We start from the raw sequence: 25141 nt of genomic DNA on the forward strand, positions 1-25141 counted from the left end.
CACCATTACCGAAATACTGGAATAGGAGCGCCCAACCTCCTTGAGCCCATTGCCTCCGCGAATGAGAGCCATAGATGCTGAACGAAAAGATACGCATCCGACTGAAAGCCTTTGACTACCGGATTCTGGATCAATCCGCCGGAGAGATCGTGGATACGGCCCGGCGCACCGGGGCTCGAATCGCCGGGCCGATTCCGCTTCCCACGGCCAAGAACAAATACTGCGTCCTCCGGTCCCCTCACGTGGACAAGAAGTCGCGTGAACAATTCGAGATACGGACCCACAAGCGGCTACTGGATATTCTGGAGCCCACCCCGCAAACCATCGATGCCTTGATGAAGCTCGATCTGCCGGCAGGGGTTGACGTCGAGATCAAGGCATATGGCAAGGAGCACAAGTGAGAGTGGAGGATTTTGTCCGCCCATGCAGGCCGAGTCCGGCACAAAATCCGGTTCCCACAGCCAGTGACCGGGAGTTTGACCGATGGTGAATGGCATTCTGGGTGTCAAGATCGGGATGACCCAGTTGTTCGAGGACGGGGGGCGTGTCATTCCGGCTACCGTGATCCAGGCCGGGCCTTGCGTGGTCGTGCAGAAAAAGACGGCCGATCGGGAAGGCTATGACGCCGTGCAACTGGGTTTGATCGAGTTCACTTCGGCCAAGCGAGTCGGTCAACCCATGCGTGGCCATTTCAAGAAGGCCAAGGTGGCTCCGGTTCGTTTCCTGAAGGAATTGCGCTTATCCGATGGCGTCGAAGATACGGCAGTGGGATCCAAAGTGCTGGTGGACCAGTTTAGCGACAGCGACGAAGTGGACGTGACCGGCGTAAGCAAGGGCAAGGGTTTCGCCGGGGTGATGAAGCGGCACAATTTCAGCGGGGGCGTGGCCAGCCACGGTTCCATGTTTCATCGTGCTCCGGGATCGATCGGTGCTTCCGCATTCCCCTCGCGCGTCGTCAAGGGCATGAAGGGCGCCGGTCACATGGGGCAGCGCCAGGTAACGGTGAAAGGCTTGAAAGTTGTGCGCGTGGACGCGGAAAAGAATCTGCTGATCGTCAAGGGAGCCGTTCCCGGTGCCAACGGGGACTATCTGATTGTTCGCAGGAACCGGCAATAGAGGTGGCGGGCCGGCCTGGCGGCGGGCCAATGGAGCGGGTCGTGGCAACGCTTGATGTTGTGAATCTGGAGAATGAGGTGGTTGATCAACTCGATCTCCACGACACTGTTTTTTCGGCCAAAGTCAACAAGAGCCTGCTCTATCTGGCGGTGAAACACTACCGTGACAGCCTCAGACAGGGTACTCACGCCACCAAGACCCGTGCTCAGGTGCGTGGCGGAGGTAGAAAACCCTGGCGGCAGAAGGGTACCGGGAGAGCCAGGGTTGGAAGTTCCCGCAATCCACTCTGGAGAAAGGGTGGAGTGGCCCATGGGCCGAAGCCCAGGTCCTACGCCTTTCGCCTTCCCAGGAAAATGCTGCTGGGTGCGATGCGTTCGGCCCTGAGCGACAGATTTGGCTCGAACTGTATCAGGGTGGTCGCCGATTTCGCCTTGCCCAATCACAAGACCAGGGAGCTGGACGAGGTACTGAGGAAGCTGGAGACGCGGAGGAAGCTTCTCATCGTGGACAACGGGGACAATGAAAACCTGGCCCGAGCCTCCGGGAATTTGCCGGAAGTGAAAGTCGTATCCAGTCGCGGGGTTACCGTTTACGATCTGCTGAATTCCAGGAGCATTCTTTTCTCCAGGAAGGCCATTGAGAAACTTCAGGAGGGTCTGCAAACGTGAACCTGGCCTCGATCGTGAAGCGCCCGATCATCACCGAGAAGGCCCTGGGTCTGAAGGAAGACCACAGGTATCTATGCTTTGAAGTGTCTGCACGGGCCAATAAGCATCAGGTAAAGCAAGCTGTAGAGAAGCTCTTCAACGTCAAGGTGGCTTCGGTTAATACGGCCGGCTTCAAGGGGAAAATGCGACGTCAGGGACGCTATGTCGGGAGGCGGCCCGATTGGAAGAAGGCCTTCGTCAAGCTAAAGCCGGGCGAAAAAATGATTGAATACGCGGACAATGCTTAGTGCAGGGTGGAGAGTGATTTTGAGCAGTGAGTCAAGCATCTTGTCGATCTCGGCACGTCATTCAACAGGTGCAAAAATGGCATGTGGCGCTCTCCTGTTTCTTCAACTATCCACTAACCACCATTCACTAGCCACTTTCTAACCATGGGCCTTAAAACCTTCAGACCCTTTACGCCCTCGTTGCGATTCACCTCGGTGACGACTTCCGAGGGACTCAGCCAAAAGCGTCCAAAGAAGAGCCTGACTACAGGCAAGTCCAGGACCGGGGGCCGTAACAATCTGGGTCGCATGACCGTGCGCCATCGAGGGGGAGGGCACAAGAGGCTCTATCGCCAAATCGATTTCAAGCGCGACAAATTCGGCGTGCCGGCCAAGGTCGCTGCAGTGGAATACGACCCGAACCGATCGGCCCGAATTGCGCTGCTTCACTACAGGGATGGTGAAAAGCGTTACATCATTCATCCCGTGGGTCTCGAGGTTGGAGCTACGGTTGTTTCCGGACCGGAAGCCGACATCCTGGTCGGCAATGCGCTGCCTCTGAAGAATATCCCGCTGGGAACCACCATCCACAATATCGAGTTGCGGAAGGGTGGGGGAGCCCAAATGGCCCGTTCGGCCGGGAGTGCGGCTCAACTGGTTGCCAGGGAGGGTGCCTACGCCCAGGTGAAGATGCCGTCCGGCGAGGTCAGGCGGGTCCACGTCGACTGTCTGGCGACGGTCGGGCAGGTAGGTAATACCGACCACAGCAACATCAGCCTGGGCAAGGCCGGAAAACAGCGGTGGTTGGGACGTCGACCGACAGTGCGGGGTGTGGCCATGAACCCGGTCGACCATCCCCACGGAGGCGGCGAGGGAAGGACCTCCGGAGGGCGCCATCCGGTGACGCCCTGGGGGCAGCCGACCAGGGGGTTCAGGACCCGAAACAACAAGAGAACCGATTCGTTTATCGTGAAACGAAGGGGCAAGTAACGGGACCTCCCGGAGGTGAGTAGATGGGGCGATCGGTAAAAAAGGGACCATTTGTGGACCGCAGCCTGGCCAGGTTGGTAGACGGCATGAACAAGCGGTTCGAGAAGAAGGTGATCAAGACCTGGTCGCGGAGGTCCACCATCATTCCCGACATGGTCGGCCATACCTTCGCAGTGCACAACGGCAGGAGATTTATTCCGGTTTTTGTGACTGAGAATATGGTGGGACACAAGTTGGGAGAATTTTCTCCCAGCCGCATGTTCAGGGGGCACAGCTCAAAGTCCACCGAAAAGACGGCCTCGCGATCCTGAGGTCTGCAAGGCCCGTCTGGAGCTTGAATCTGATGGAAGCTCGTGCTACCGCCAAATTCATCCGCAGCTCGCCGCAAAAGGTCCGGTTGGTTGTTGACCTGATCCGGGGGCGCAACGTTTCGGAAGCGCTGGACATTCTGCGCTTCACCAAGAAGAGGGCAGCTACGCAGGTTACCAAGGTCCTGAAGTCGGCCATCGCCAATGCGGAACAGAAAGACGAGGCCACCGACGTGGACCGGTTGTCGGTGAGCAAGGCTTACGTCAACGAGGGGCCGCGGATGAAGCGGATGCGTCCGGCTCCCATGGGGCGGGCATTGCGATACCAGCGGCGAATGAGCCACATCTCGATTCATGTGTCGGACGAATAGATAAGGAGGGGCGCGTGGGACAGAAAGTACATCCCTTTGGTCTTCGCTTGGGATACAACAAAACCTGGCGTTCCCGCTGGTACGCCAAGAAGGACTACGGAACGTTGTTGCACGAAGACCTGCGCCTGAAGACGGAACTCAAGAAGCAGTTGGGGCACGCCGGGGTCTCGAACATTGAGATCGAACGGCCCGGCAACAAGATCCGAGTCACCATTTACACCTCCCGGCCCGGAATCATCATCGGCCGCAAGGGTTCCGAGATCGACAAGCTCAAGGTGGATTTGCAGCAGAGGACCAATCGCGAAGTTTTCATCAACATCAATGAGATTCATCGCCCGGAGCTCGAGGCTCAACTGGTAGCTGAATCCATTGCGCTTCAGCTTAAAAAGCGGATTGCTTTTCGGCGGGCGATGCGGAAGGCCGTGGACTCCGCCCTCAAAGTCAACGCCAAGGGCATCAGGGTCTGTTGTGCGGGACGTCTGAACGGAGCTGAAATCGCGCGAACCGAATGGTACCTCCAGGGTCGACTTCCTCTCCACACGCTGCGGGCCGATATCGACTATGGTTTCGCGGAATCCTTTACCACTTACGGATTGATTGGCGTCAAGGTCTGGATTTACAAGGGAGACCTCTTTCCGGTGACCAAAAAGGCCTCGGAGATCGGTGCCAAACTCTGATCAACCCGGTGGGGATCTGAAATGTTAATGCCCAAGAAGGTCAAATTTCGCAAACAGCAGCGTGGGCGCAATTGCGGCAAGGCCTGGCGCGGCTCGGAAATCTCCTTCGGAGACTATGGACTGAAGGTGCTGGAACCCGCCTGGATTACCGATCGCCAGATCGAAGCGGCCCGTATCGCCATGACCCGTGCCGTCAGGCGCGGCGGAAAAATCTGGATTCGCCTGTTCCCGGATAAGCCCGTGACCAAGAAGCCGGCAGAAACTCGCATGGGAAAGGGCAAGGGATCTCCCGAGTATTGGGTAGCCGTGGTCCGCCCGGGTAAGGTCATCTTCGAGATGGAAGGCGTGGACCGGGATGTGGCACGGGAAGCCATGCGTTTGGCCGCCAACAAGTTGCCGGCCAAAACCAAGTTCGTCTACAGGCCCAATGCGGGGGGCGAGGCATGACACCCGAGCAGATCAGGGATTTCTCGGACGAAGAACTGGTCAGCCAGGAAAACGACATGGCCGAGCAGATCTTTCGACTGCGACTGCAACTGGCAATGGGTCAGGCGGAGGGGACGCACAAGCTGCAGCAGTTGAAAAAGGACGTGGCCCGGATCAAGACGGTACGACGGGAGCGCCAACTGCAGAAGCCAAGGGATGCAGGATAGCCGCGCCTCCGCCCCACACGACGGGGCGGTTGATACAGGGTAAAACAGGAGCGTTTCGGGCAAGAGGAACCGGAGCCCTTCCGATCCGGGATCAGGAGCGCAAGGCCATGGGCAGCGGAGAGAAAACAGGTCGAAGGAACGCCAAGGTTGGGGTCGTCAAGAGCGATGGGATGGACAAGACTGTGGTGGTTTCGGTGGAACGCCGGGTGCCCCATCCTCTTTACCGGCGCATTGTCACCAGGACTTCCAGCTTTCTGGCTCACGACGAGCAGAACGCCTGTGGTATCGGCGATCGGGTAGCCATCGTGGAGACCCGCCCAACCAGTAAAAACAAGCGGTGGCGCGTGTCCCGCATCATCACCAAGGCCAGTTGAACTTGGGTAGAGCGGCGCCTGAGCCGGTTGACGGAGAGATTGCACCGTGATTCAAATGGGCACCATCCTGGAAGTCGCCGATAATTCGGGCGCCCGCAGGCTCGCCTGTATTTTGCCGTTAGGAGGGGGCACGGGGGCCAAGGCCGCCTTGGGAGATGTGGTGACGGCCGCTGTCAAGGATGTGACCCCCGATGGCAATGTCAAGAAGGGCAGGGTAGTCAAGGCGGTGATTGTGAGGGCGCGCAAGGAGACCCGCCGGCGGGATGGTTCCTACATTCGCTTCGACCAGAACGCGGCGGTGCTGATCAACGACCAGGGAGAACCGGTGGGAACGCGCGTCTTCGGGCCGGTTGCCCGGGAGTTGCGTGACAAGCGATTCCTTAGGATCGTCTCTCTGGCGCCGGAGGTAATCTGAAATGGGGCGTCCACGTCGAGTCGATATCCGGAGAAACGACCAGGTCAGGGTCATTGCCGGAAAGGACGTGAAGGAAGTCGGTCGCGTGTTGCGCGTGATCCATAACAAACAGCGGGTGGTTGTGGAAGGAATCAATATGGTCAAGCGCCATACCCGCCCCAACCCCAGCCGGAATCTGAAGGGCGGGATCGTGGAGAGGGAAGGCCCCATACACGTGTCCAACGTAATGATCGTTTGCGGAGCCTGCGGGCAGCCGACCCGAATCGGCCACCAGATACTGGCCGATGGAAAGAAGATCCGGGTTTGTCGCAAGTGTGAGGCTTCGCTGGACCGCTGACCCCCGAGGCGGGCGTGCTGGAGAAGAAGAATTCATGAGCCGACTCAAGGACCGCTATCAGAAGGAAATCATGCCGGCTTTGCAGAAGGAGTTTGGCTACAGCAATGTGATGGCGGTGCCCAAGCTGGAAAAGATCGTGGTCAACATCGGCCTGGGGGAAGCGATCCAGAACCCCAAGCTGTTGGATGCGGCCATGGACGAACTGGGAGCGATCACCGGACAAAGGCCCGTCATCAATCGAGCCCGAAAGTCGATCGCTTCATTCAAGCTTCGGCAGGGAATGGCCATCGCTTGCTCGGTCACGCTTCGGGCCGGCCGCATGTACGAGTTTTTCGATCGTCTGATCAACATTGCGCTCCCCAGGGTCCGAGACTTCCGAGGACTTTCCACCAGGTCTTTCGACGGGCGCGGGAACTATACGCTGGGGTTGCGGGATCAATTGGTGTTTCCGGAGATTGACTACTCCAAGGTCGGCAAAATCAAAGGAATGAACGTGTGCATGGTTACCAGCGCCAAGACCGACGATGAAGCCAGAAGCTTGTTGGGTCTCTTGGGGCTCCCTTTCCGACGATGAGGTTGAATAGATGGCCAGAGTCGCTCTGATAGCCAAGGCCAAAAAGAAGCCCAAGTTCAAGGTCCGGCGATACAACCGCTGCAGGCTCTGTGGTCGCCCGCGCGGTTACATGCGCAAGTTTCAGTTGTGTCGCCTCTGCTTTCGTCAGTTGGCCTTGAGGGGAGAACTTCCGGGAGTCATCAAGTCAAGTTGGTGAACCCGATATAGTCCGCGATCCGGTGGGCCAACCGGGCCGCATTTGTGGAGCCTGATGAAGTATGAGCTTAACTGATCCCGTTGCAAACTACCTCACTCTCATTCGCAACGCCCTGCAGGCCAAGCACCAGAAGGTCGACATCCCCTGCTCTCGCCTGCTGACGGAAATGACCCGGATTCTCAAGGAAGAAGGGTATATCGCCAGCTTCAAGACCATTGACGAGGGCAGTAAGCGGTTCCTGAGAATCTATCTCCGTTACGGTCCCCGAGGCGAGCGGGTGATTTCGGGATTGCAGAGGATATCCCGGCCGGGTTGCCGGGTTTACGCTTCCAAGCGCAGGATCCCCTCGGTTCTCGGGAATCTGGGGATCAGCATTCTCACGACTCCCAAGGGAGTGATCACCGGGAACCGGGCACGCCGGGAAGGGGTTGGCGGAGAGGTACTCTGCTATATCTGGTAAGTGCTCTTCGCAACCTGAAGCGGACGTTCAGCCATGTCACGAGTCGGCAGACAGATCATTTCAATTCCGGAGGGCATCCAGGTGAGCATTTCGGACCACCAGGTCCGTATTCAGGGGCCCAGGGGTCAAATGACAAGCGTGGTGCCGGAAGGAATACGCTTTGAGCAGACCGAGAAGGGAGTTCTCGCCACCCGATCCTCGGATTCCAAGCAGCAGAAGGCACTCCACGGACTGGCCCGGAGTTTGTTGGCCAACGCGGTTGCCGGAGTAAGCCGGGGCTTCAGGAAGGAACTGGACATCGTGGGCATCGGCTACCGGGCTGAGCACAAGGGGAAATCGGTCGTCTTCAGTCTGGGGTTTTCCCACCCCATCGACTTTCCGATCCCCGAGGGAATCAGCGTTGAGGTGGAGCGACAGACGCACCTGGTCGTTTCGGGGGTGGACAAGCAGAAAGTAGGCCAGACTGCCGCTGACATCCGGTCCTTGCGCAAGCCCGATCCCTATAAGAACAAGGGGATTCGTTATACGGGGGAGAGGCTCAAGAAGAAAGTCGGCAAGACGGGGGCCAAGTAGCGGCAGGGTCTGTAGGCCCAGGTCGCCCAATCGGAAAATATGGCTAAACGGATTTCCAGAGGTCACATCCGCAAACGTATCCACGTGCGGGTGCGAAAAAAGATCAGAGGCTCGGGCGATCGACCTCGGCTCAACGTGTTCCGCTCTGCCAGTCACATTTACGCCCAGGTCATCGACGACGACCAGGGCCGTACCCTGGCCTCCGCCTCGACGGTCGACAAGGAGATCCGCGAGCAAAACCGGAATGGGGGCAACTTGGCTGCAGCCACGGTCGTGGGCAGCCGGATCGCCGAACGAACCACCCGGCTTGGGATCAAGCGAGTGGTCTACGACCGGGGGGGCTATCTGTTTCACGGCCGGGTGAAGGCATTGGCGGATGCGGCCCGAAAGGGCGGCCTGGAGTTCTGACGCAAGCGTTGCGCCCACCTGGGCGCATTCCATTCTTCCAGCGGTCGCTGCAGAGTGTCGCAAGGAGGGCATTTGGAAGCCAAATTCGATTCGAATGAATCCCAATTCAAGGACCAGGTGGTTTCGATCAATCGGGTCACCAAGGTGGTCAAAGGCGGCAAGAACCTGAGTTTCAGCGCCTTGGTGGTTGTCGGTGACGAGAACGGCAGAGTGGGCTACGGCAATGGTAAAGCCAAGGAAGTACCCTCGGCCGTTCGCAAGGCGACCGAAGCGGCCAAGAAGAATCTGATCCGTGTCCCGATGAAGGGAACCACAATTCCTCACCTGGTGGTCGGTCGATTCGGCTCGGGCCGGGTGTTGCTGAAACCGGCTCCCGATGGGACCGGCGTGATTGCCGGGGGACCGGTGCGGGCCGTAATTCAATCGGCAGGGATACGGAATGTGCTGACCAAGTCTCTGGGAAGCGCCAACCCGCACAATGTAGTGAAGGCTACCATGGAGGGTCTTCAGCAACTCAGGGATGTCGCTGATGTTGCCCGTTTGAGAGGGAAGTCGCCCGAGGAAATATTGCCGGCGCCGGCGCCGAAAGTGCATGATGAGACAGAACAACCCCAAGAAAACGCAGAAGATGCCTCTGAAGATTAAGCTGGTCAAGAGCGGCATCGGATGCTCGACCCGGCAAAAGCAGGTGATTCGTGGCTTGGGTTTCAGACGGCTGAACCAGACGGTCGCCCGACCCGATACTCCGGAAATTCGAGGCATGATCTTCAAGATTCGCCATCTCTTGGAGGTGAAGAGTGAAGTTTGAAGTGGGAAGTGGGAAGAATTGTAAACGGGGGGTATCTGAAACAGGCAAGCGTTTGATGACTTGGTTACGCTTGTTTGAAGGCCTGCTCCGAGAATAAGGAGAGGCTTGACGCATCGATCAGATCAAAACTAACCACTAACCACTATCCAATAACCACTAGTCACTGCCAAAGGCTGCTCCATGATTGAACTTCACGAACTGAAGCCTTCACCGGGATCGACCCGAAATCGCAGGCGCAGGGGAATCGGGCCCGGATCCGGACTGGGAAAAACCGCGGGCCGCGGAAGCAAGGGACAGAAATCTCGTTCCGGCGCAAGGGCCAAGCGCGGATTCGAGGGCGGGCAGATGCCCCTGCACCGCCGTTTGCCGAAGCGCGGTTTCACCAACATCTTCAGGAAACAGATCGTGGTGGTGAATGTGGGTCAGCTCCAGGTGTTCAGGGCCGGGTCGTCGGTATCCCCGGACGTCCTGGTCAAACGGGGAATCATCAAGAAAGTCAAGGATGGTGTGAAGATTCTGGGTCGAGGCGAGGTGTCGAAAGCGCTGAAAGTGTCAGCACACTTCTTCAGTCAAAGCGCAAGGGACAAGATCAGCCAGGCCGGAGGGGCCATTCAAGAAATCAAGTGATCGAAAGCTTGCGCAACATCTGGAATATGAATGACCTGAGGAAGAGGATTCTCTTCACCTTGGGCATTCTGGCCGTGTACAGGGTCGGGGCTTTCATCCCCACTCCCGGGATCAACACCGAGGCCCTGCGTGAGATTTTCGACCGCAGCCGGGGGACCGTTCTGGGTTTTCTGGATCTATTCTCCGGCGGCAATTTCGGCAACTTCACCATTTTCGCCTTAGGCATAACCCCCTACATTACGGCCTCGATCATCCTTCAGTTGATGACCGTCGTTTGGCCCTATCTGGAGAGACTGTCCAAGGAAGGAGAGCTCGGCCGCAAGAAGATCACCCAGTACACCCGATACCTGACGGTTATCCTCAGTCTGGTGCAGTCGTTCGGCATCGCGTCCTTCTTGCAGGGGATGCCGGCCGAGGGCGGAACTCAAGTGGTTCTGAACCCTGGTTTCGGATTCGTGTTCATGACCATGCTGACCCAGACCACGGGAACCGCATTCATCATGTGGCTGGGGGAAAGGATTACCGAGAGGGGCATCGGGAATGGAATGTCCCTGATCATCTTTGCCGGAATTGTCAGCGGCTTGCCCAGCGCCGGCCATGAGATCTTTACCCGACTGGTGCAGCAGCAATGGTCCCCGCTGTTCGTGATGGTGCTCCTGTCCATCATGGTGGTGGTGGTCGGATTCATCGTATTGGTCGAGAGGGCTCAGAGGCGGATTCCGGTACAGTACGCCAAGCGCGTGGTGGGACGAAGGGTCATGGGCGGGCAGTCGACCCACCTTCCCCTGAAGGTGAATGTCGGCGGCGTGATCCCGGTAATCTTTGCGTCTTCCATACTCACCTTTCCACAGACCTTCGGTCTGATGTTCGAGGACAGTCGTTTCTTCAGAAGCCTCACCGAGGCTCTCGGATTTGGCGAGCCGCTTTACAATTTGCTCTATGTCACCTTCATTATTTTCTTTTGCTACTTTTACACCTCCATCGTATTCAATCCCACTGAAGTCGCCGGCAACATGAGGAAGTACGGGGGATTTATTCCGGGAATCCGTCCCGGGCGCGCTACCGCGGAGTACATCGAGACCATCCTGACTCGAATCACCTTTGCAGGAGCGATCTATCTGGCCATGATTGCCGTCATTCCGGAATTCATGATTACCGGTTTCCATATTAATAATCTCCCGTGGGTGGGCGGCTATTTCGAAGGTTTGCCGAACTGGATTCTGAACGGTATGGGGGTGCAGTTTTATTTCGGTGGGACCTCTCTGTTGATTGTGGTGGGGGTGGCCATGGATACTGTTCAACAGATCGAGGCTCAATTGGTGATGCGGCACTACGATGGATTCCTGGGGCCGCGGGGACGTCGGATTCGCGGGCGCCGGGCGTGAGTCAGCAGGATCGGTCCAGTTTGGTTTTGGCCCGGATCAAGTGTTGGAATTGTAGGTAACTTGTTGTATCCTTGGAAGTTGGGGTTTAACTCTTCTGTAGGAAAGTGGTCCTGAATGTCGAAGGAAGATGCCATTGAAGTGATGGCGGTTGTCCTGGAACCCTTACCCAATGCCATGTTCAAGGTTCAGTTGGAGAACAAGCATGTGGTGCTGGCTCACATTTCCGGGAAAATGCGCAAGAACTTCATTCGGATTTTGCCGGGAGACAGGGTCGCGGTGGAATTGTCGCCCTACGACTTGAGCCGGGGTCGGATCGTCTATCGCTACAAGTAGGGCAGCCATGAAAGTCAGGGCATCGGTTAAGAAAATCTGCCCGAAGTGCAAAATCATTCGCCGGCACGGGGTGGTACGGGTGATTTGCGTCAACCCCAAGTGCAAGCAGCGTCAGGGATAGCCGGACCAAACGGATTCCGGTTCTCCTCCCTGGAAAGGATTGGACGTGGCTCGGATCGTTGGCATTGATTTACCGAACGATAAGCGGGTGGAAGTCGGCCTGACCTACATTCACGGCATTGGCAGGCCAAGATCTCGCAAGATCCTTGATCGAGCGGGAATCAGTCTGGATACCAAGGTGCGAGACCTCTCCGAGGAAGAGGTTACGCGCATCCGCCAGATTATCGAGGAACAGAGCGGCGTTGAAGGTGACTTGCGCAAGGAAGTTGCCATGAACATCAAGCGGCTCATGGAGATCAGCTCTTACCGGGGATTGAGGCATCGACGGTCGCTTCCGGTCAGGGGGCAACGGACGCATACCAACGGTCGTACGCGCAAGGGTCCTCGCAGAGGAGCCGTGGCGGGCAGGAAGAAATCAACGGCCAAGACTTGAGAACGGGAATCGTGATTCGATCGGAGTGGGTGTGATGGCCAAGGGTCAGACCAAATCCAAAAAAGGACGCAAGAAGGTCTTTCGGAGAAAGGAAAAGAAGGTTGTCCCGAGCGGCATTGTTTTCGTTCAGGCGACCTTCAACAACACGATCGTCAGCATCACCGACACGCGAGGAAACCTGGTCTGCTGGTCCAGCGCGGGATCGCTGGGGTTCAGGGGATCACGGAAGGGGACGCCCTTTGCGGCGCAGCAGGCCTCGATCACTGCCGGCAATATCGCTCGTGAGCACGGGATGAAGACGGTGGACGTCCGGGTGAAAGGCCCCGGGTCGGGGCGCGAATCCGCTATTCGAGCGCTGCAAACAGTGGGCTTGGAAGTCAAGTCGATTCGAGACGTCACCCCCATTCCTCACAACGGTTGCCGTCCACCCAAGCGGAGACGGGTTTAGTCGCGGTTCAACCGCAGATTCGAATTGAACTCTGCTTGGCAGGGAGAAGGAAGTTGGCCACCTGGACTATCTCGAGGTCAACGTCCTCTCCTTCGAGTAAATGCCGGGGGATTCGATTTCGGTTCGCCAAGAGAGCCACAAGATGCCGAGCATGGTAACTTCAGTGGAGAGGGTCGCATGTCGTGGGGGAGCTTGGCTGGAATTGGATATTTCCAACCTGTCAGGACAAGTGCTTGCCTTTTCTCCTACCCGAGATGATGCCAATCCGCCCGTGCAGGAACATTTGATCGTCGAACTTACTTCCAAGTAGTTAATCGTTCGAAAGTTTTCTGGGAAACGTCTTTCGGGTATCAATCAGGCTTTTGGCCGGCAGGCTCCGACCCTGGGAGGGTCTATCACCTATGTTGTGGAAAGGATTTCAGAAGCCGAAACGGCTCTCTATCAGCAGCGAGGATCAGGAGCAACACTACGGACAGTTTACGGCACAGCCTTTCGAGCGGGGCTTTGGTACTACGATCGGGAACGCGTTGCGTAGGGTGTTGTTGTCCTCGATCGAAGGCGCCGCCGTTACGGCGGTCAGGATCGAGGGCATTCTGCACGAGTTTTCTCCCATCCCGGGAGTCGTAGAGGATGCGACCGATATCATCCTCAATCTCAAGCAGGTGTCGTTCAGGCTCAGTGGCGAGGGGCCCAAGACGTTGTATTTGGAATCGGAATCCCCCGGAGTGGTCACATCCGCAGATATTCAGACCGACGGAGATGTGGAGATCCTGGACAAGACCGTCTATCTGGCGACTGTCAGCGAAGGAGGGCGCTTGCAGGTGGAAATGCGGCTGAAGCACGGACGAGGATACGTTTCCGCCGACCGAAATTTCGATGACGATCTGTCCATTGGCTATATCCCCATCGATTCCGTTCACTCCCCGGTCCGAAAGGTCAACTATACGGTTGAACCCTCCAGGTTGGGTCAGATGACGGACTATGACAGGCTGTCCCTGGACGTTTGGACCAATGGATGCATCACACCCCAGGATGCCGTAGGCCTTGCGGCCAAGTTGATCAGAGACCACATGTCCATCTTTATCAACTTCGAGGAACAAGCCGAAGATGAGGAGGAGCCTGCCAATCAGGTCGTGGAAGTGGTTAACGAGAACCTCGCCAAATCGGTTGACGAGCTGGAACTCTCGGTGCGCTCCTACAACTGCTTGAAGAACGCCAATATCAAGACCATTGGGGAGCTGGTTCAGAAGACCGAGTCGGAAATGCTCAAGACCAAGAATTTCGGCCGAAAATCGTTGAATGAAATCAAGGATATTTTGGGCAGCATGGGCCTGGGTCTCGGTATGGAGCTGGACGAACGAGGGCAGCCGATTGAAGCTCCAGTGAGCGAAGAACAATAGGGACCGGCTGTGGTTCCCGGCAGGTTTGGTCGTTCGGGAGGGTTTGGATGAGACATCGTGTACACGGACGAAAACTGGGGCGAACGCCTCCCCACCGCCGGGCGCTGCTCAGGAATCTATGTACGTCGCTGTTGGAGCACGAACGCATTACCACGACGGTTCAAAAGGCCAAGGAGGTCAGACCGCTGGCTGAGAAGATGATCACTCTTGGCAAGAAAGAGACGCTTCATGCCAGGCGCCAGGCTGCCCGATTCCTTTTCAAAGCCGCTGTCGTCCAGAAGCTCTTCGATACCATTGCTGCCCGCTATGCCGATCGTTCCGGAGGTTACACGCGCATCCTGAAGCTGGGACCGCGCGCCGGAGATGGAGCCGAGTTGGCCATCATCGAGCTGATTTCGGAGGAGTCGGAGAAGAAATCCAAGTCCGCCGGCGCCAAGAGCCAGGACAAGAGCGGGGAGGAGCAACCCAAGGTTGAGGGCCAGTAGCTACCGTCCGGGTTTGCAACGACTCGATCCAACCAGTGTCCTGGGAATGACCGTTTCCACCCCCGCCGCAAGACCGCAATCCCCATTCGCAAGCAAGAAATTGAACCTTCCCCGCATCACCCGGTAGAAGTACTGAAAAGATTCCGGATCCGTGGTATTTTGATTGCCGGTCAGTCCGTCTGTCTCGATGGGTAGCCGAGGAGACCACCGGCAGTCTCTCCGTTCACCCCTGCCCGGAACCGAAGATCCTGGCGGGGTACACCGGGGTGAGTCGGTCCCGGGCTCAGACCAACCAGAACGGGGCCGACATCACCTCTTTGTGACAGTCTTCATAATAGGGCGGTTAAAGTATTGAACTTAAACGTTTTTCATAGCCTGAGCGGTAAATCGGAGCAACCATGGGGGTTGAGGAAGAAGAGTCCCGGTCCCGTCAACAGGAGGCTGCGCTGAACGAGCACTATCGGCTGGACCACAGCCGGACCGTTTATCGGGGAAGGGTGATCGATCTCACGGTCGACCGCATCACCACGGCCTCCGGAACGCCGGCGGTGCGAGAAGTGGTTGTGCACCCCGGAGGCGCGGCGGTGGTGCCGGTGTTTTCTAATGGGGACGTCCTCCTGGTGGAACAGTTCCGCTATCCGATGCAGCAGTCTCTGCTGGAACTGCCGGCAGGCCGGATCGACCCCGGAGAGTCCCCCGAGGAGACGGCCGCCAGAGAGCTGGTGGAGGAAGTGGGCTTCAGAGCCGGCAGGTTGGAGAAGCTGGCGGCGTTCTATACGACGCCGGGCTTTTGCAACGAGCTCCTCCACCTTTTTCTGGCTGGAGACCTGGAACCCGGGCAAAGGGCCGGGGATGAGGATGAGGAACTCTCCGTCCATCGCTATTCCCCCACGCAGCTGGAGAAATTGATCCGCCGGGGCAAGATCGTCGACGCCAAGACCCTCATCGGCCTTCACCTTCTATTGACCAACAAGGAATTGCGGGCTCCCTGACGACTTCGATTCCGCCAAAGAAGCCAGCGGCGCCAGGACAGTTCCTTGAAGTGAATCCCCTTTGCGATTTTTCGAGGAGACCCCGATTCCATGCTAAGAATACGAGTTCGCCAACTCTTTCCTGATGCCGTGACCCGAGTGTTTGAGGTTCATGTCCTGGCAGTCCTGGTCGCCGGACTGGCCGCCGGATTCCTGCCGGCAAGGATTGGAGCCGAGGACACGGCCGAGGTTCCCGTGTGGCCGAGATTCCGGGGCCCTGGCGGTATGGGTGTCTCCGACGATCGAAATCTCCCGGTTCGCTTTGGGCCGGAAGAGAACGTCGTCTGGAAGACCGGTCTGCTGCCGGGAGAGTCTTCTCCGGTGATTGCCGGGGATCGTTTATTCCTGACCGGGGCCTCGGAGGATACGCTGGTCACCTATGGTCTCGACCGCGATACAGGCCGGATCCTCTGGCAGCGTTCCCTGGCAAGGGAACGGGATCAGAGGTACCACAGGATCAACTCGGCCGCTTCTCCAACGCCCGTTACCGATGGAGACGTTTTGGTCGTATTTTTCGGGGATTTCGGCTTGGTTGCCTACGAGTTGGACGGTCGTGAGCGATGGCGATTGCCGGTTGGACCTTTGAACAACGTCAATGGGCACGGCGCATCGCCGATTTTGGCAGACGGCAAGGTCATCATGGTCTGTGACCAGGACAGCGGCTCATACATGATTGCGGTGGACAAGGACAGCGGGCGGGTGCATTGGAAGACGGAAAGGCCCGAGGTTGCCCGAGGGTATTCGACTCCGGCGGTATTTCGGCGCAGGGGCGAGCCCACCGAGCTGATCGTGCCGGGATCCTACCAGTTGATCGCCTACTCGCTGGATGGAGGAGAGAAGCTCTGGTGGCTGCGGGGCATGGCTTGGCAGCTCAAGTCGGTGCCGTTGATCGACGGTGACAGGATCTACCTCAATGCCTGGGAATCCGGTGGAAACAGCGCCGTTCGGGTCGACCTTCCCTCACATGCCCAGGTCTTGGCAGAACGGGACACGGATGGGGACGGACGGTTATCCTTGGAGGAGATCGAAGGATTCAAGCCGTCCAGGAATTGGCGGAACGTGGATCTGGACAAGGATCGATTTCTGAGCCGGCTCGATTGGCAATTCTATCGAGCCCGCCTGGAGGCCCAAAACAACATGATGGCGATACGCCATGGAGGACGCGGAGACCTGACCGGCAGCAATATTCTTTGGCGATATCGAAAATCCCTGCCGAACGTCTCTTCTCCGCTCCTGTACCAATCCGTCCTCTACCTGGTCAAGGATGGTGGAATCGTCACCACCCTGGATCCGGAAAGTGGGAAAGTTCTCAAGCAGGCCCGCCTGAACGGGGCCACCGACCGCTACTATTCTTCTCCGGTTGGTGTGGACGACAAGGTGTACCTGCTCAGCCAGAACGGGAAGGCTCCGGTCCTGAAGGCAGGAGGCCAATGGGAGGTTCTGGCTCTCAACGACCTTGCGGAAGAGTGTTACGCTACGCCGGCCATTGCTGACAGTCGACTCTACCTTCGCACCCGCCGGACGCTCTATTGCTTCGCTCGCCTTCCCTGACTTCAGCCGTTGATACCGCAGCACAATTCCGGGCCAGCCCGGGCTGCGGCCAGGCTCATCTGAAACAAAAAAAAAGAGTTATCCACGAAGGGCCACGAAGAAAAACTGAAAGAAATCTGTCCCTATTCGTGTTCATTGGTGTCCAATTGTGGTTCTTCTTGAAATGAGATCGGCAGTTTCTTCCTCGAATGATCCGCACGGCGGGGCGGAGGCGGGTCTAACCACTCTCCACTCTCCACTCTTCACTTGGCCCCGGGCCCGTCCCGTCGTGTGGGGCGGGGACGCGGCTATTCGGAGTCTCCAACAGGAGATGAGTAATCTTGGGTTCCGATCAGGCACATGATCGCGGTCAGCATGCCCTCTTGACCGATCTGTACCAGTTGACCATGGCCTTTGGCTATTGGAAGACAGGTTGGGAGGAGAAGGAAGCCGTATTCAACCTTACCTTCCGAAACAATCCATTTGGGGGTGGTTTTTCCATTGCCTGTGGGCTGGCCAGCGTCATTGAATACCTGGACCGATACTCCTTCAGCGCCGAGGATATCGACTATCTGGGGGAATTGACCGGCAACGATGGCCGGCCGATATTTCAATCCGACTTTCTGAGCTATTTGGGAAGACTGAAGCTGACCTGCGAGATTGACGGTTTTCCCGAAGGGGCGTTGGTCTTCCCTCACGAGCCCGTGCTGCGTGTACGCGGGCCGATCATTCAATGCCAGCTCCTGGAAACAATTCTGCTGAATATCCTCAACTTTCAATCCCTGATTGCCACCAAGGCGGCCCGGGTGTGTCTGGCAGCCGCCGGAGAGCCCGTGCTGGAATTTGGTCTCCGGAGGGCGCAGGGAAGCGATGGCGGCCTCACGGCAAGCCGGGCCGCCTATATTGGCGGCTGCGCCGGCACATCCAACCTTCTGGCCGGGAAGCGCTTTGGAATCCCGGTTCGGGGAACTCATGCCCACAGTTGGGTCATGGCCTTTGGAAGCGAGCTTGAATCTTTCGAAGCATACGCCAAGGCGCTCCCCAACAATTGCGTCTTCCTGGTGGATACCTATGACACCCTGGAGGGGGTTCGCAACGCTGTTCGGGTGGGGAAGCAGTTGCGACAATCGGGCCATGAGATGGTGGGAATTCGCCTCGATTCAGGAAACCTGGATCGGCTCAGCCGGGATGCCCGCGAAATCATGGACGAGGCGGGATTTGCCGAAGCGGTTATCATTGCCAGCAACGATCTTGACGAACACCTCATCGCCTCTCTCAAGCGACGAGGGGCAGCCGTTGGAGTTTGGGGCGTCGGAACCAGGATGGTGACGGCTGACGGACAGCCGGCAATGGGCGGAGTCTACAAGCTGTCGGCCGTTCGCGGTTCCTCGGGAGACTGGAATTACAAGCTGAAACTGTCTGAACAGTCGGTCAAGATGTCGATTCCGGGCATCCTTCAAGTCCGCCGGTTCCAAAAGGCCGGGAGGTTTGTGGGAGATGTCATCTATGACGTGCGCTTCGGTCAGGGCAGCAAGCAGGTGTTGCTGGATTCCAGCAGAGCGCGTCGGGAGCGGCGGTCTCCTGCCTGGGAAGCCGGTGAAGATCTGCTGATTCCGGTCTGGCGAAACGGGAAGCAGGTCGGTCAATCGGAGTCAGTGGATTGCTGTCGCCAACGGGCACAGGAGCAGTTGGCCCGATTGGGCCCTGCCCTGAAGCGCTTGACCCGACCCGGGCAGTATCCGGTGGGTCTCGAGTCGAGGCTTCACCATCTGAGAGAAGGGATGATCCTGGAGAGCAATCGGCATGGAAGCCCTGATTGTGGTTGACATTCAAAATGACTTCATCCCCGGGGGGGCACTGGCCGTGCCCGGGGGAGATGAAGTGATTCCCCTGGTGAACCGGTTGCAGACAGGGTTCGGGTTGATTGCCGCCACACGGGACTGGCACCCTCCAGATCATGGAAGCTTTGCCGCCAACCATCCCGGAAAGCGTGCAGGGGACTCGATTATGTTGGAGGGGCTAAATCAGACGCTGTGGCCGGTCCATTGTGTGCAAGACGCGCCGGGAGCTGATTTTGCACCGGGACTCTGCCGAGACCGCTGGGCCAAGGTCGTTCTCAAAGGGACCGATCCCCGCATTGACAGCTACAGCGGGTTTTATGACAACGGACACCGCATGGCAACCGGCCTCGGGGACTACTTGAAGGAAGAGGGTGTGAGCACGGTGTTTGTGGCGGGATTGGCCACCGACTATTGTGTCAAGTTCACCGCGCTGGATGCTCAGGGCTTGGGTTTTGAGACCTACGTGGTCCGGGATTGTTGCCGGGGCGTCGATCTGAATCCGGGGGACGTGGAACGAGCGGTGGATGAAATGAGAACGGCAGGGGTAGGAATCGTTGACAGCGCCGAGTTGGGAAAACCTCGGTAGTGGCGGAGACCACGGGCGCCGGTCGGGCCAGCCCCACCCCCGCCTATCTGCGGGCAAATTTCTTTCGCCACTTTCGTGAAAGGCGCTCGGCCTTCTTGATTTCCTTGGCAGTCATCCGTTGCCCCAATCTGCCCTTCAGGTCCGTCGACTGCTGGTGGACTTCACGGGTGCGCCAGCTCCGGTTGCTGAACTGGCTCGCCAAATGGATCCAGGCATAGGCCTTCAGATCGTCTTGAGAGAGACCTTCCCCTTTGAGGTAAGCCACTCCCAGGTTGTGCATGGCCTGGGGTAGTCCCCGCTCGGCTGCTTTCTGGAACCATTTGACGGCTTCCAGTTTGTCCTGGGCGACTCCTCGACCCTCACTGTACATCCGGCCCAGGTTGGATTGCGCGTGGGGGACACCCTGCTCGGCGGCCAGTCGATACCAGTAAGCCGCCTGTTGATCGTCTTTCGCGAGCCCCTTTCCGTTCTCGTACATGACGCCAAGGTTGTGTTGAGCGACGGCGTTGCCTCGCTTGGTACCCCGGCGAAACCACTCGATGGCCTGGGAGTCATCCTGAGGAACGCCGCGACCATAGGCGTACCGCAAGCCCAGAATGGATTGGGCCAGGCCGTGTCCCTGCTCGGCCGCTTTCCGGAACCACTTCACGGCCTCGGACTGATCTCGGGGGACTCCTCGCCCCCAGGCAAACATCCGTCCCAACAGGACCTGGGCCTCGACGTCCCCCTCATCGGCCAGAGAACGGGCCAGCTGATAGGCGGTACCGTACTGGCCTTGTTCATAAGCCTCGGTGGCGACTGAGGATTGTGCCGGGAAAGCAGCAGGGAGGGAAAGAGCCAGCGAGAATGGCAAGGTCATGGAGCAGAGCAGTCTCAAGCTCATGGCATGCCTCGATCTCTTCCTTAACTAGCTGGAGTGTGAACCATCGGCGGGAAGAATACAAGTAGAAACTCGGGCGTGGCTTCGCCGGAGGGGACGATCCATCCTTGCACTCCGGTGGGCGGGAAACACCTGTCCTCAACGGTGCCGCCGTCTGACAATGCATGTCCCTTCGTTCCGGATCAGTTCTCTGCCTTGCCCAGCCAGCGCAACCGAATGACCAGCTTTCTGGGAGATCGTCCGAAGAGATTATGGAACTCGGGAGAGTCGATATTGTTGTTGACCAGATTGTAGTTGGGTCGATTGGTCACGTTATCCACGCCCGGCCGCAACGACCACTGATGTCCGAGGAGGGTCAATGTTCTCTGGACGTGGATGTTCAGGTTGAAATGCCGGGGAAGTCGCCAGCTGTTGATTCGGCCGACCTGTTTGCCGTTGTCGTCATGGATACTGAAGGGGAATCCGTCACGCCACTCGGCAAAAAGGGCCACTGAGGTCTTTTTCCCGATAGGGAAGGATGCCCAGGACACCAGTCGGTGGGGCACATCCCAGGAGGGTCGGCCCGCGATGTCGGAAAACAGGATGGGGTCGTCGGTATCCAGGTCCAGAGCGGCATTGGAGCGGGCTCGAGAATAGGTGTAGCTCAGGAACCAGCGGTGGTGTTCCCGGAACAGTCTGCTTAGAGAGATCTCCACCGAGTCGTAGGTATTCTCCCTGAAATTCTGTAGCTGATAGTGGATAGCCCGACTCCCGGGAGGCAGGCGATCGTCCTGGATCATTCGGATTGAGATGGGGACCTGTGCGTATCCGTTCCGCATCCTCTTGCGCAAGTAGTTGAGGTTGAGATCGGTGCCGTAGGGCAGCTTCTGTTGCCAGCCGGCGCTCAGATTCTGTGTCCTGGGGATGGTGAGCAGGGATCGGTCCAGGGTGAAGAATCTGACGTTGAGAGGTTGCAGTGGAGTGATGCCGTCCCCGGCGAAGTCGGTAAAGATGGAATTTTGGTCTCGATGACGGGTGAAGACCCGGAAGTAGGTGGTGGCCGGAATCCAACCGAATCCGGCCGAGAATTTGGTGCTGTCAAGTCCAACAGGCATGAAGGCCAGGCTGAATCTGGGGGTAACCACGCCGCGGGAAACAACGCGGTCCCAATCCCAGCGGAGCCCCAACTCCGCCACCAGCCGCGGTTGGATGGCCCACCGGTCCTGCAGGTAAGCGGCAGTTTCCAGATTCCATTCACTGAATTCGCCGCTTCCGCCGAACGACAGCCTGCTTGACCGGGTTCCGTCCAGGCGGAAATATTCGATGGCGGACCGCCGGATGTCCTGGAAGTAGCGGGAATAGTCGAGATTGGCTCCCACCTTGGTCTGGTGCTGTCCGAGCCAGTTCCAAGGGGGACTGAACAAATCGACCCGCCACTGGTCGCGGCTGCTGATATGCAAGGTGTCGATGGGGAAGTTTCCGCCTCTTTCAAAGGACGTGATCCGATAGGTCTGGCTTCCTTGAGGGACCTGCCGATTGATCGAGCGGTAGGCCGCGTAGCCGAATTCCAGGATACTCTCGGAGGATAGAACCCATTGATCCTTCAGATTGAAGAAATACCTGCGGGCTCGCCTGTCCAGGGTGGTCTCCAGCGGGTTCAGGGGAGACAGGCCCGATTTGGGCGCGTTGAGATAGTCCACTACGAACCCTGAGCTCAGCGTGTGTCGGGGCGTGAGCTTGGCTTGAACTCGCAAGCTGTTGTTAACGGCCCAGGATACGTGACGGTCCTGGCCGACCGGCAGCTCGGGGATGATGTTTTCCTCGTAGAGGAGATCCAGACTGTTGAAGAACCAGGCGCGATTCTTGAGGATCGGCCCGGAGAAATTGTGGCGGGGTCTCCAGTCGCGGAATCGGAGTCCCCGGGTAAATTCGATCCCGGGAACGAAGTTGGTGAACCGTTGCCTGAACTGGTCATCTCCCATTCGGGAATTGAGGACCATGGTGCCGCCTGTCCCCTTGCCGAACTCGGCCGAGTAGCGCCCGGAAAACAGATCCAGGGATTTGACCGATTCGGCTCCCAGTCCCATCTCCAGCTTTCCCGAGGCAGGATCGGACAGGTTGAATCCATCCAGGGACCAGTTCATCTCTTCCACCGAGCTTCCATGAAAGTGCAAGTCACCCTTCGGATCCCTCAAAACGCCCGGCAAGACCGCCGCGGCGCCTTGAATCCGAAGCTTGGTCGAGCGGGTAACGGGGATGGAGTCGATTTCCCTTTCCTCCAGTGCCTGCGACATGGCGACCTGCTCCACCGACAGGTGGTCGTCAGGATAGACGTCGACCGTGATTTGGGATTTCTCCAGGGAGATGAGCTCGATGTTGACGAGGTTCACCCCGGTGATTAAATCCAGGGCTTTGTCCTCGATCGGGTAATAGTCGCCATGGGTTGCCTGGAGAAGATACTTCCCGGCTCGAACCAGGTTGAAACTGAATGTCCCCTGTTCACTGGAACGTGTGGTTACCTCTACACCAGGAACGCTACTGTTCTCAATGAGGAATCTGACCTCCCGGATGGGGTTGAGGCCTTGATCGGTGACGGTCCCGCTCACCACCACCTGCGCCATCACCGGTTCCACAAGGCAGAGGAGCACGGCTCCGACACCTGCCGTCAGTCGCAGCCCCAACCATCCCCTGGCGACCCATTTCAGCGTTGTCATGAGAAATCCTTCGCTGCCATTGTGAATTGACAGGATGTCAAAGGTCAATGGAGGCGCCACCCAGCCGGGCTGGCTATCGATTCCACCAGGGCGGCGAGAATCGCGCCTCCTTGGCATCAGGAGATCCGCGAAGAGCCACCAGGGAGAAAGGGATACCCGCGAAGGGACCTGTCGAAGCCAAAGGGACATGACACAGCCGGCTGCACCCTGGGAGGGCTACGGTGGGTGCTGAAGGGACAAGGACAAGAGCGAGAGCTCGCAACCAGCTATTCCCGCAAGCCTTTAGAAATTAGCCAATAAGGTACTTGAGAAAAGGGGTTTATCCTGAAGGTATCCAGCCACCCGAGGGGAAACGCAAGACCGTGCTGCTCGGGGTGGCTCTCCGCTCGGCTCCTGCCGATAGTTTGCTAGAACGGACGGCTGTAGTAGCCACGCTTGGCTCTGACGATGACATTCGGGAGGTCGATCTCGATCTTGATGCGGCGAAACCTGCCGTCATTTTTCTTGTTGGTGGGACTGTAGGCCAGGCTGTACTGGCTGCTCAGCTCGGCGGCAATTTCCTGGAAAGCATCGCCCAGGTTGCGGAGGCCCTCGGAGACGTAAAGGGTGCCCCCAGTGACCTCTGCCAACTGTTGCAGATACTCGCGGCCCTGGTCATATTCCGCGTCGCTTCGGCCGAGGCCGACGCCGGTGGGGAATCGGGGGTCGCGGCTTGGAGGAGGCCGGCGGCGAGAAGTTGGGCGGCGAGAGGGCACGGGCAATCCGACGCGTCCCCCACCGGTCGGCAATCCGACTGTACCCCCACCGGTCGGCAACCCGACCTGCCCCCCGCCGGTCGGAATACCCGTGGTGCCGCCTCCCCTCCTCGAGGGAGGTCTCCGGTTGCGGGACATGGGCCCCCTATCGTACCGGGTGTCGAAAAAGATCGGGTAGATGAGCGTATCGGCCTCTTTGGCCAGTTCGATGGTTTCACTCCGCGTAGAAGTGGGGCTGGCGGTGTCGACGCCATCGGTGAAGAGCACCATGGCCTTTCGTTCCGGTCTGGGACGGAGCTTCTGCTGCAGGGCGAGGTAGACGGCTTCATAGAGCTGGGTGGATCCCCCGGTACGAGTTCCCTTGATAGCCCGTTCGGTAGCTGGCTTGCTGCGGGTAAAGTCACTATCGAGGTGCACTTCATCGTCGAAAGAGATGACCAGCACGTCGTCGTCGACATGAATCTGATCGATGAAGCGAATGGCTTCGTCCTGGATCTGTGTCAACTTGTTAATGGTGCTGTTGCTGGTGTCCAGGAGCAGTCCCACGGCGAAGGGGGTGTCCACCGGGGAGAAGTGAGTAATTTGTTGCTCGACCCTGTCCTCGTAGATCCGGAAGTTTTCCTTCGTCAGGTAGGTCAGGTATCTACCGTTGGTGTCGGTCACCACCACGTTGACATTGACCAGGTCCACGTCCACCGAGAGCGTGTAGCGATCATCGGCCCCGCTGGCCCCATCCTGGCCTTGCTTTGGGTTAGCGGAATTGGGACCGGGTTGGGGGTCGCCGCCGGCGTCGGGTTCCCTCGGAGCAACCTGTGCGTGACGGGCCACGGCCTTCAGGATCCGTCGGGTGGCACCCAGTTGTTTCAGGGCCTTCCTGGCCGACTTGTCGACGCGGAAGCCGACCTTGCGCTGCGCGATGAGGTAAAGGACCCGATCCTCGGAGACCTGTCCTTGCTGGAATTGCTGAATCAGGTGCTTGAGTTGGTTCCAGGAGAGGGGCTGGTCGGCCTGGTAGGTCCATAGGGCCGGAACCAGCCAGCAGCTGGCAAGAAAGACCAACAGAAGGACCTTGGCCGGCCGAGCCGGGCATGAGTGAATACGACTGTCGAGCATGCGAGCTAGCATACCAGATTGCCGGATTGGCGAGAGGAGACGGTGACCCTTTTTCGGAACTTGGATGTCGATCTTGGGGGAAATGTTGTATGGAAATACGGAGACAGGGCTCTAGCCCGCATTTCTCACCAGGTCGCTGGTGGCGTGATGAAATCGAGTTGATTTTCAGTACCTTGATAGGCTCCATGTAAAGGGCTTGCTGGTAACAGACGGCGCTGAGCACGCCCTGGCTGGTCCTTTTCCCTTCAGCGCGCACATGCTCCCGCGACCGTAGTGACCGCTACGCT

Annotated in this window: 34 protein-coding genes and 2 pseudogenes; 33 read left to right on the plus strand and 3 right to left on the minus strand. The window is 58.1% G+C overall.

Going from position 1 to position 25141, the window contains the following annotated elements:
• Positions 1-74 precede the first annotated feature (74 nt).
• From rpsJ to pncA, 33 genes and pseudogenes are all read left to right on the plus strand, one after another.
• On the plus strand, positions 75-401 hold the full coding sequence (rpsJ, locus tag OXI69_16855) for a 30S ribosomal protein S10 (GenBank protein MDE2667815.1): 327 nt from the start codon (positions 75-77) through the stop codon (positions 399-401).
• 82 nt (positions 402-483) lie between these two features.
• On the plus strand, positions 484-1116 hold the full coding sequence (gene rplC / locus OXI69_16860; protein ID MDE2667816.1) for a 50S ribosomal protein L3: 633 nt from the start codon (positions 484-486) through the stop codon (positions 1114-1116).
• 41 nt (positions 1117-1157) lie between these two features.
• Positions 1158-1784 (plus strand): 50S ribosomal protein L4, encoded by a 627-nt coding sequence (gene rplD / locus OXI69_16865; GenBank protein MDE2667817.1) that lies wholly within the window; start codon positions 1158-1160, stop codon positions 1782-1784.
• Positions 1781-2071, plus strand: coding sequence for a 50S ribosomal protein L23 (locus OXI69_16870; GenBank protein ID MDE2667818.1), 291 nt, complete (start codon positions 1781-1783; stop codon positions 2069-2071). Before rplD ends, OXI69_16870 begins: the two co-directional genes overlap by 4 nt.
• Before the next feature lie 144 nt (positions 2072-2215).
• On the plus strand, positions 2216-3040 hold the full coding sequence (rplB, locus tag OXI69_16875; protein ID MDE2667819.1) for a 50S ribosomal protein L2: 825 nt from the start codon (positions 2216-2218) through the stop codon (positions 3038-3040).
• 23 nt (positions 3041-3063) lie between these two features.
• Complete coding sequence (rpsS, locus tag OXI69_16880; protein MDE2667820.1) at positions 3064-3351, plus strand: 30S ribosomal protein S19; 288 nt, start codon at positions 3064-3066, stop codon at positions 3349-3351.
• 32 nt (positions 3352-3383) lie between these two features.
• On the plus strand, positions 3384-3719 hold the full coding sequence (gene rplV / locus OXI69_16885) for a 50S ribosomal protein L22 (protein ID MDE2667821.1): 336 nt from the start codon (positions 3384-3386) through the stop codon (positions 3717-3719).
• Between the two features lie 14 nt (positions 3720-3733).
• Positions 3734-4396: a 30S ribosomal protein S3 gene (gene rpsC / locus OXI69_16890; GenBank protein MDE2667822.1), complete on the plus strand. Its 663-nt coding sequence runs from the start codon at positions 3734-3736 to the stop codon at positions 4394-4396.
• Between the two features lie 21 nt (positions 4397-4417).
• On the plus strand, positions 4418-4843 hold the full coding sequence (rplP, locus tag OXI69_16895) for a 50S ribosomal protein L16 (GenBank protein MDE2667823.1): 426 nt from the start codon (positions 4418-4420) through the stop codon (positions 4841-4843).
• A complete protein-coding gene (rpmC, locus tag OXI69_16900; protein MDE2667824.1) occupies positions 4840-5049 on the plus strand; it encodes a 50S ribosomal protein L29 in 210 nt (69 codons plus the stop codon). Before rplP ends, rpmC begins: the two co-directional genes overlap by 4 nt.
• 107 nt (positions 5050-5156) lie before the next feature.
• Positions 5157-5423: a 30S ribosomal protein S17 gene (gene rpsQ / locus OXI69_16905; protein ID MDE2667825.1), complete on the plus strand. Its 267-nt coding sequence runs from the start codon at positions 5157-5159 to the stop codon at positions 5421-5423.
• Between the two features lie 46 nt (positions 5424-5469).
• Positions 5470-5838 (plus strand): 50S ribosomal protein L14, encoded by a 369-nt coding sequence (gene rplN / locus OXI69_16910; GenBank protein ID MDE2667826.1) that lies wholly within the window; start codon positions 5470-5472, stop codon positions 5836-5838.
• 1 nt (position 5839) lies between these two features.
• Positions 5840-6175, plus strand: a complete 336-nt coding sequence (rplX, locus tag OXI69_16915; protein MDE2667827.1) for a 50S ribosomal protein L24 — start codon at positions 5840-5842, stop codon at positions 6173-6175.
• 34 nt (positions 6176-6209) lie between these two features.
• Complete coding sequence (gene rplE / locus OXI69_16920; protein MDE2667828.1) at positions 6210-6749, plus strand: 50S ribosomal protein L5; 540 nt, start codon at positions 6210-6212, stop codon at positions 6747-6749.
• A 10-nt stretch (positions 6750-6759) separates the two neighbouring features.
• Positions 6760-6945 (plus strand): type Z 30S ribosomal protein S14, encoded by a 186-nt coding sequence (locus OXI69_16925; protein MDE2667829.1) that lies wholly within the window; start codon positions 6760-6762, stop codon positions 6943-6945.
• Between the two features lie 61 nt (positions 6946-7006).
• Positions 7007-7405, plus strand: coding sequence for a 30S ribosomal protein S8 (gene rpsH / locus OXI69_16930; protein ID MDE2667830.1), 399 nt, complete (start codon positions 7007-7009; stop codon positions 7403-7405).
• A gap of 33 nt (positions 7406-7438) precedes the next feature.
• The gene (gene rplF / locus OXI69_16935) at positions 7439-7978 is read left to right on the plus strand and encodes a 50S ribosomal protein L6 (protein MDE2667831.1); all 540 of its coding nucleotides are present in this window, start codon (positions 7439-7441) and stop codon (positions 7976-7978) included.
• Positions 7979-8017: 39 nt separating this feature from the next.
• Positions 8018-8386, plus strand: coding sequence for a 50S ribosomal protein L18 (gene rplR / locus OXI69_16940; protein ID MDE2667832.1), 369 nt, complete (start codon positions 8018-8020; stop codon positions 8384-8386).
• Positions 8387-8458: 72 nt separating this feature from the next.
• Positions 8459-8956, plus strand: a pseudogene (gene rpsE / locus OXI69_16945) (30S ribosomal protein S5).
• Positions 8957-9014: 58 nt separating this feature from the next.
• Complete coding sequence (rpmD, locus tag OXI69_16950) at positions 9015-9194, plus strand: 50S ribosomal protein L30 (protein MDE2667833.1); 180 nt, start codon at positions 9015-9017, stop codon at positions 9192-9194.
• A 183-nt stretch (positions 9195-9377) separates the two neighbouring features.
• Positions 9378-9821, plus strand: coding sequence for a 50S ribosomal protein L15 (gene rplO, locus OXI69_16955; protein ID MDE2667834.1), 444 nt, complete (start codon positions 9378-9380; stop codon positions 9819-9821).
• A complete protein-coding gene (gene secY, locus OXI69_16960; GenBank protein MDE2667835.1) occupies positions 9818-11206 on the plus strand; it encodes a preprotein translocase subunit SecY in 1389 nt (462 codons plus the stop codon). Before rplO ends, secY begins: the two co-directional genes overlap by 4 nt.
• 114 nt (positions 11207-11320) lie before the next feature.
• Positions 11321-11539: a translation initiation factor IF-1 gene (infA, locus tag OXI69_16965; protein ID MDE2667836.1), complete on the plus strand. Its 219-nt coding sequence runs from the start codon at positions 11321-11323 to the stop codon at positions 11537-11539.
• 7 nt (positions 11540-11546) lie between these two features.
• A complete protein-coding gene (gene rpmJ / locus OXI69_16970) occupies positions 11547-11660 on the plus strand; it encodes a 50S ribosomal protein L36 (protein ID MDE2667837.1) in 114 nt (37 codons plus the stop codon).
• Positions 11661-11705: 45 nt separating this feature from the next.
• Positions 11706-12092, plus strand: a complete 387-nt coding sequence (gene rpsM, locus OXI69_16975) for a 30S ribosomal protein S13 (GenBank protein MDE2667838.1) — start codon at positions 11706-11708, stop codon at positions 12090-12092.
• A gap of 34 nt (positions 12093-12126) precedes the next feature.
• Positions 12127-12540 (plus strand): 30S ribosomal protein S11, encoded by a 414-nt coding sequence (rpsK, locus tag OXI69_16980; GenBank protein ID MDE2667839.1) that lies wholly within the window; start codon positions 12127-12129, stop codon positions 12538-12540.
• A gap of 193 nt (positions 12541-12733) precedes the next feature.
• Positions 12734-12850 (plus strand): annotated as a pseudogene (locus OXI69_16985) (30S ribosomal protein S4).
• 91 nt (positions 12851-12941) lie between these two features.
• On the plus strand, positions 12942-13940 hold the full coding sequence (locus OXI69_16990; protein MDE2667840.1) for a DNA-directed RNA polymerase subunit alpha: 999 nt from the start codon (positions 12942-12944) through the stop codon (positions 13938-13940).
• 47 nt (positions 13941-13987) lie between these two features.
• Entirely contained in the window at positions 13988-14425 is a 438-nt protein-coding gene (gene rplQ, locus OXI69_16995; GenBank protein ID MDE2667841.1) for a 50S ribosomal protein L17, read from the plus strand.
• Between the two features lie 398 nt (positions 14426-14823).
• On the plus strand, positions 14824-15417 hold the full coding sequence (locus OXI69_17000; GenBank protein ID MDE2667842.1) for an NUDIX hydrolase: 594 nt from the start codon (positions 14824-14826) through the stop codon (positions 15415-15417).
• Positions 15418-15507: 90 nt separating this feature from the next.
• Positions 15508-17007, plus strand: coding sequence for a PQQ-binding-like beta-propeller repeat protein (locus OXI69_17005; protein MDE2667843.1), 1500 nt, complete (start codon positions 15508-15510; stop codon positions 17005-17007).
• A gap of 362 nt (positions 17008-17369) precedes the next feature.
• A complete protein-coding gene (locus OXI69_17010; GenBank protein ID MDE2667844.1) occupies positions 17370-18812 on the plus strand; it encodes a nicotinate phosphoribosyltransferase in 1443 nt (480 codons plus the stop codon).
• Positions 18790-19413 carry a bifunctional nicotinamidase/pyrazinamidase gene (gene pncA, locus OXI69_17015; GenBank protein ID MDE2667845.1) on the plus strand — a complete coding sequence of 208 codons (624 nt, stop codon included), beginning with the start codon at positions 18790-18792 and terminating at the stop codon, positions 19411-19413. The genes OXI69_17010 and pncA overlap by 23 nt, the downstream gene beginning before the upstream one ends.
• 43 nt (positions 19414-19456) lie before the next feature.
• Here pncA and OXI69_17020 read toward each other — a convergent pair whose 3' ends face one another.
• The 3 genes from OXI69_17020 to OXI69_17030 all read right to left on the minus strand — a co-directional run bounded on the left by OXI69_17020 (position 19457) and on the right by OXI69_17030 (position 24866).
• A complete protein-coding gene (locus OXI69_17020; protein ID MDE2667846.1) occupies positions 19457-20296 on the minus strand; it encodes a tetratricopeptide repeat protein in 840 nt (279 codons plus the stop codon).
• Positions 20297-20475: 179 nt separating this feature from the next.
• Positions 20476-22986, minus strand: coding sequence for a TonB-dependent receptor (locus OXI69_17025; protein MDE2667847.1), 2511 nt, complete (start codon positions 22984-22986; stop codon positions 20476-20478).
• A gap of 407 nt (positions 22987-23393) precedes the next feature.
• A complete protein-coding gene (locus OXI69_17030) occupies positions 23394-24866 on the minus strand; it encodes a VWA domain-containing protein (protein MDE2667848.1) in 1473 nt (490 codons plus the stop codon).
• Positions 24867-25141: the final 275 nt, after the last annotated feature.

Source organism: Acidobacteriota bacterium, assembly GCA_028875575.1.
Lineage (GTDB): Bacteria > Acidobacteriota > Terriglobia > Versatilivoradales > Versatilivoraceae > Versatilivorator.

What these genes read in the sequence shown, in the direction of transcription:
- rpsH (MDE2667830.1), top strand. Translation starts at nt 7,007, where the DNA reads ATGAGCTTAACTGATCCCGTTGCAAACTACCTCACTCTCATTCGCAAC.
- rpmJ (MDE2667837.1), top strand. Translation starts at nt 11,547, where the DNA reads ATGAAAGTCAGGGCATCGGTTAAGAAAATCTGCCCGAAGTGCAAAATC.
- pncA (MDE2667845.1), top strand. Translation starts at nt 18,790, where the DNA reads ATGGAAGCCCTGATTGTGGTTGACATTCAAAATGACTTCATCCCCGGG.
- rpsK (MDE2667839.1), top strand. Translation starts at nt 12,127, where the DNA reads ATGGCCAAGGGTCAGACCAAATCCAAAAAAGGACGCAAGAAGGTCTTT.
- OXI69_17020 (MDE2667846.1), bottom strand. Translation starts at nt 20,296, where the DNA reads ATGAGCTTGAGACTGCTCTGCTCCATGACCTTGCCATTCTCGCTGGCT.
- rplB (MDE2667819.1), top strand. Translation starts at nt 2,216, where the DNA reads ATGGGCCTTAAAACCTTCAGACCCTTTACGCCCTCGTTGCGATTCACC.
- infA (MDE2667836.1), top strand. Translation starts at nt 11,321, where the DNA reads ATGTCGAAGGAAGATGCCATTGAAGTGATGGCGGTTGTCCTGGAACCC.
- OXI69_17005 (MDE2667843.1), top strand. Translation starts at nt 15,508, where the DNA reads ATGCTAAGAATACGAGTTCGCCAACTCTTTCCTGATGCCGTGACCCGA.
- rpsS (MDE2667820.1), top strand. Translation starts at nt 3,064, where the DNA reads ATGGGGCGATCGGTAAAAAAGGGACCATTTGTGGACCGCAGCCTGGCC.
- rpmD (MDE2667833.1), top strand. Translation starts at nt 9,015, where the DNA reads ATGCCTCTGAAGATTAAGCTGGTCAAGAGCGGCATCGGATGCTCGACC.
- rplR (MDE2667832.1), top strand. Translation starts at nt 8,018, where the DNA reads ATGGCTAAACGGATTTCCAGAGGTCACATCCGCAAACGTATCCACGTG.
- rplV (MDE2667821.1), top strand. Translation starts at nt 3,384, where the DNA reads ATGGAAGCTCGTGCTACCGCCAAATTCATCCGCAGCTCGCCGCAAAAG.
- rplX (MDE2667827.1), top strand. Translation starts at nt 5,840, where the DNA reads ATGGGGCGTCCACGTCGAGTCGATATCCGGAGAAACGACCAGGTCAGG.
- rplF (MDE2667831.1), top strand. Translation starts at nt 7,439, where the DNA reads ATGTCACGAGTCGGCAGACAGATCATTTCAATTCCGGAGGGCATCCAG.
- rpsQ (MDE2667825.1), top strand. Translation starts at nt 5,157, where the DNA reads ATGGGCAGCGGAGAGAAAACAGGTCGAAGGAACGCCAAGGTTGGGGTC.
- rplP (MDE2667823.1), top strand. Translation starts at nt 4,418, where the DNA reads ATGTTAATGCCCAAGAAGGTCAAATTTCGCAAACAGCAGCGTGGGCGC.
- OXI69_17000 (MDE2667842.1), top strand. Translation starts at nt 14,824, where the DNA reads ATGGGGGTTGAGGAAGAAGAGTCCCGGTCCCGTCAACAGGAGGCTGCG.
- rpsJ (MDE2667815.1), top strand. Translation starts at nt 75, where the DNA reads ATGCTGAACGAAAAGATACGCATCCGACTGAAAGCCTTTGACTACCGG.
- OXI69_16990 (MDE2667840.1), top strand. Translation starts at nt 12,942, where the DNA reads ATGTTGTGGAAAGGATTTCAGAAGCCGAAACGGCTCTCTATCAGCAGC.
- OXI69_17025 (MDE2667847.1), bottom strand. Translation starts at nt 22,986, where the DNA reads ATGACAACGCTGAAATGGGTCGCCAGGGGATGGTTGGGGCTGCGACTG.
- OXI69_16925 (MDE2667829.1), top strand. Translation starts at nt 6,760, where the DNA reads ATGGCCAGAGTCGCTCTGATAGCCAAGGCCAAAAAGAAGCCCAAGTTC.
- rplQ (MDE2667841.1), top strand. Translation starts at nt 13,988, where the DNA reads ATGAGACATCGTGTACACGGACGAAAACTGGGGCGAACGCCTCCCCAC.
- rplC (MDE2667816.1), top strand. Translation starts at nt 484, where the DNA reads ATGGTGAATGGCATTCTGGGTGTCAAGATCGGGATGACCCAGTTGTTC.
- rpmC (MDE2667824.1), top strand. Translation starts at nt 4,840, where the DNA reads ATGACACCCGAGCAGATCAGGGATTTCTCGGACGAAGAACTGGTCAGC.
- rplE (MDE2667828.1), top strand. Translation starts at nt 6,210, where the DNA reads ATGAGCCGACTCAAGGACCGCTATCAGAAGGAAATCATGCCGGCTTTG.
- OXI69_17030 (MDE2667848.1), bottom strand. Translation starts at nt 24,866, where the DNA reads ATGCTAGCTCGCATGCTCGACAGTCGTATTCACTCATGCCCGGCTCGG.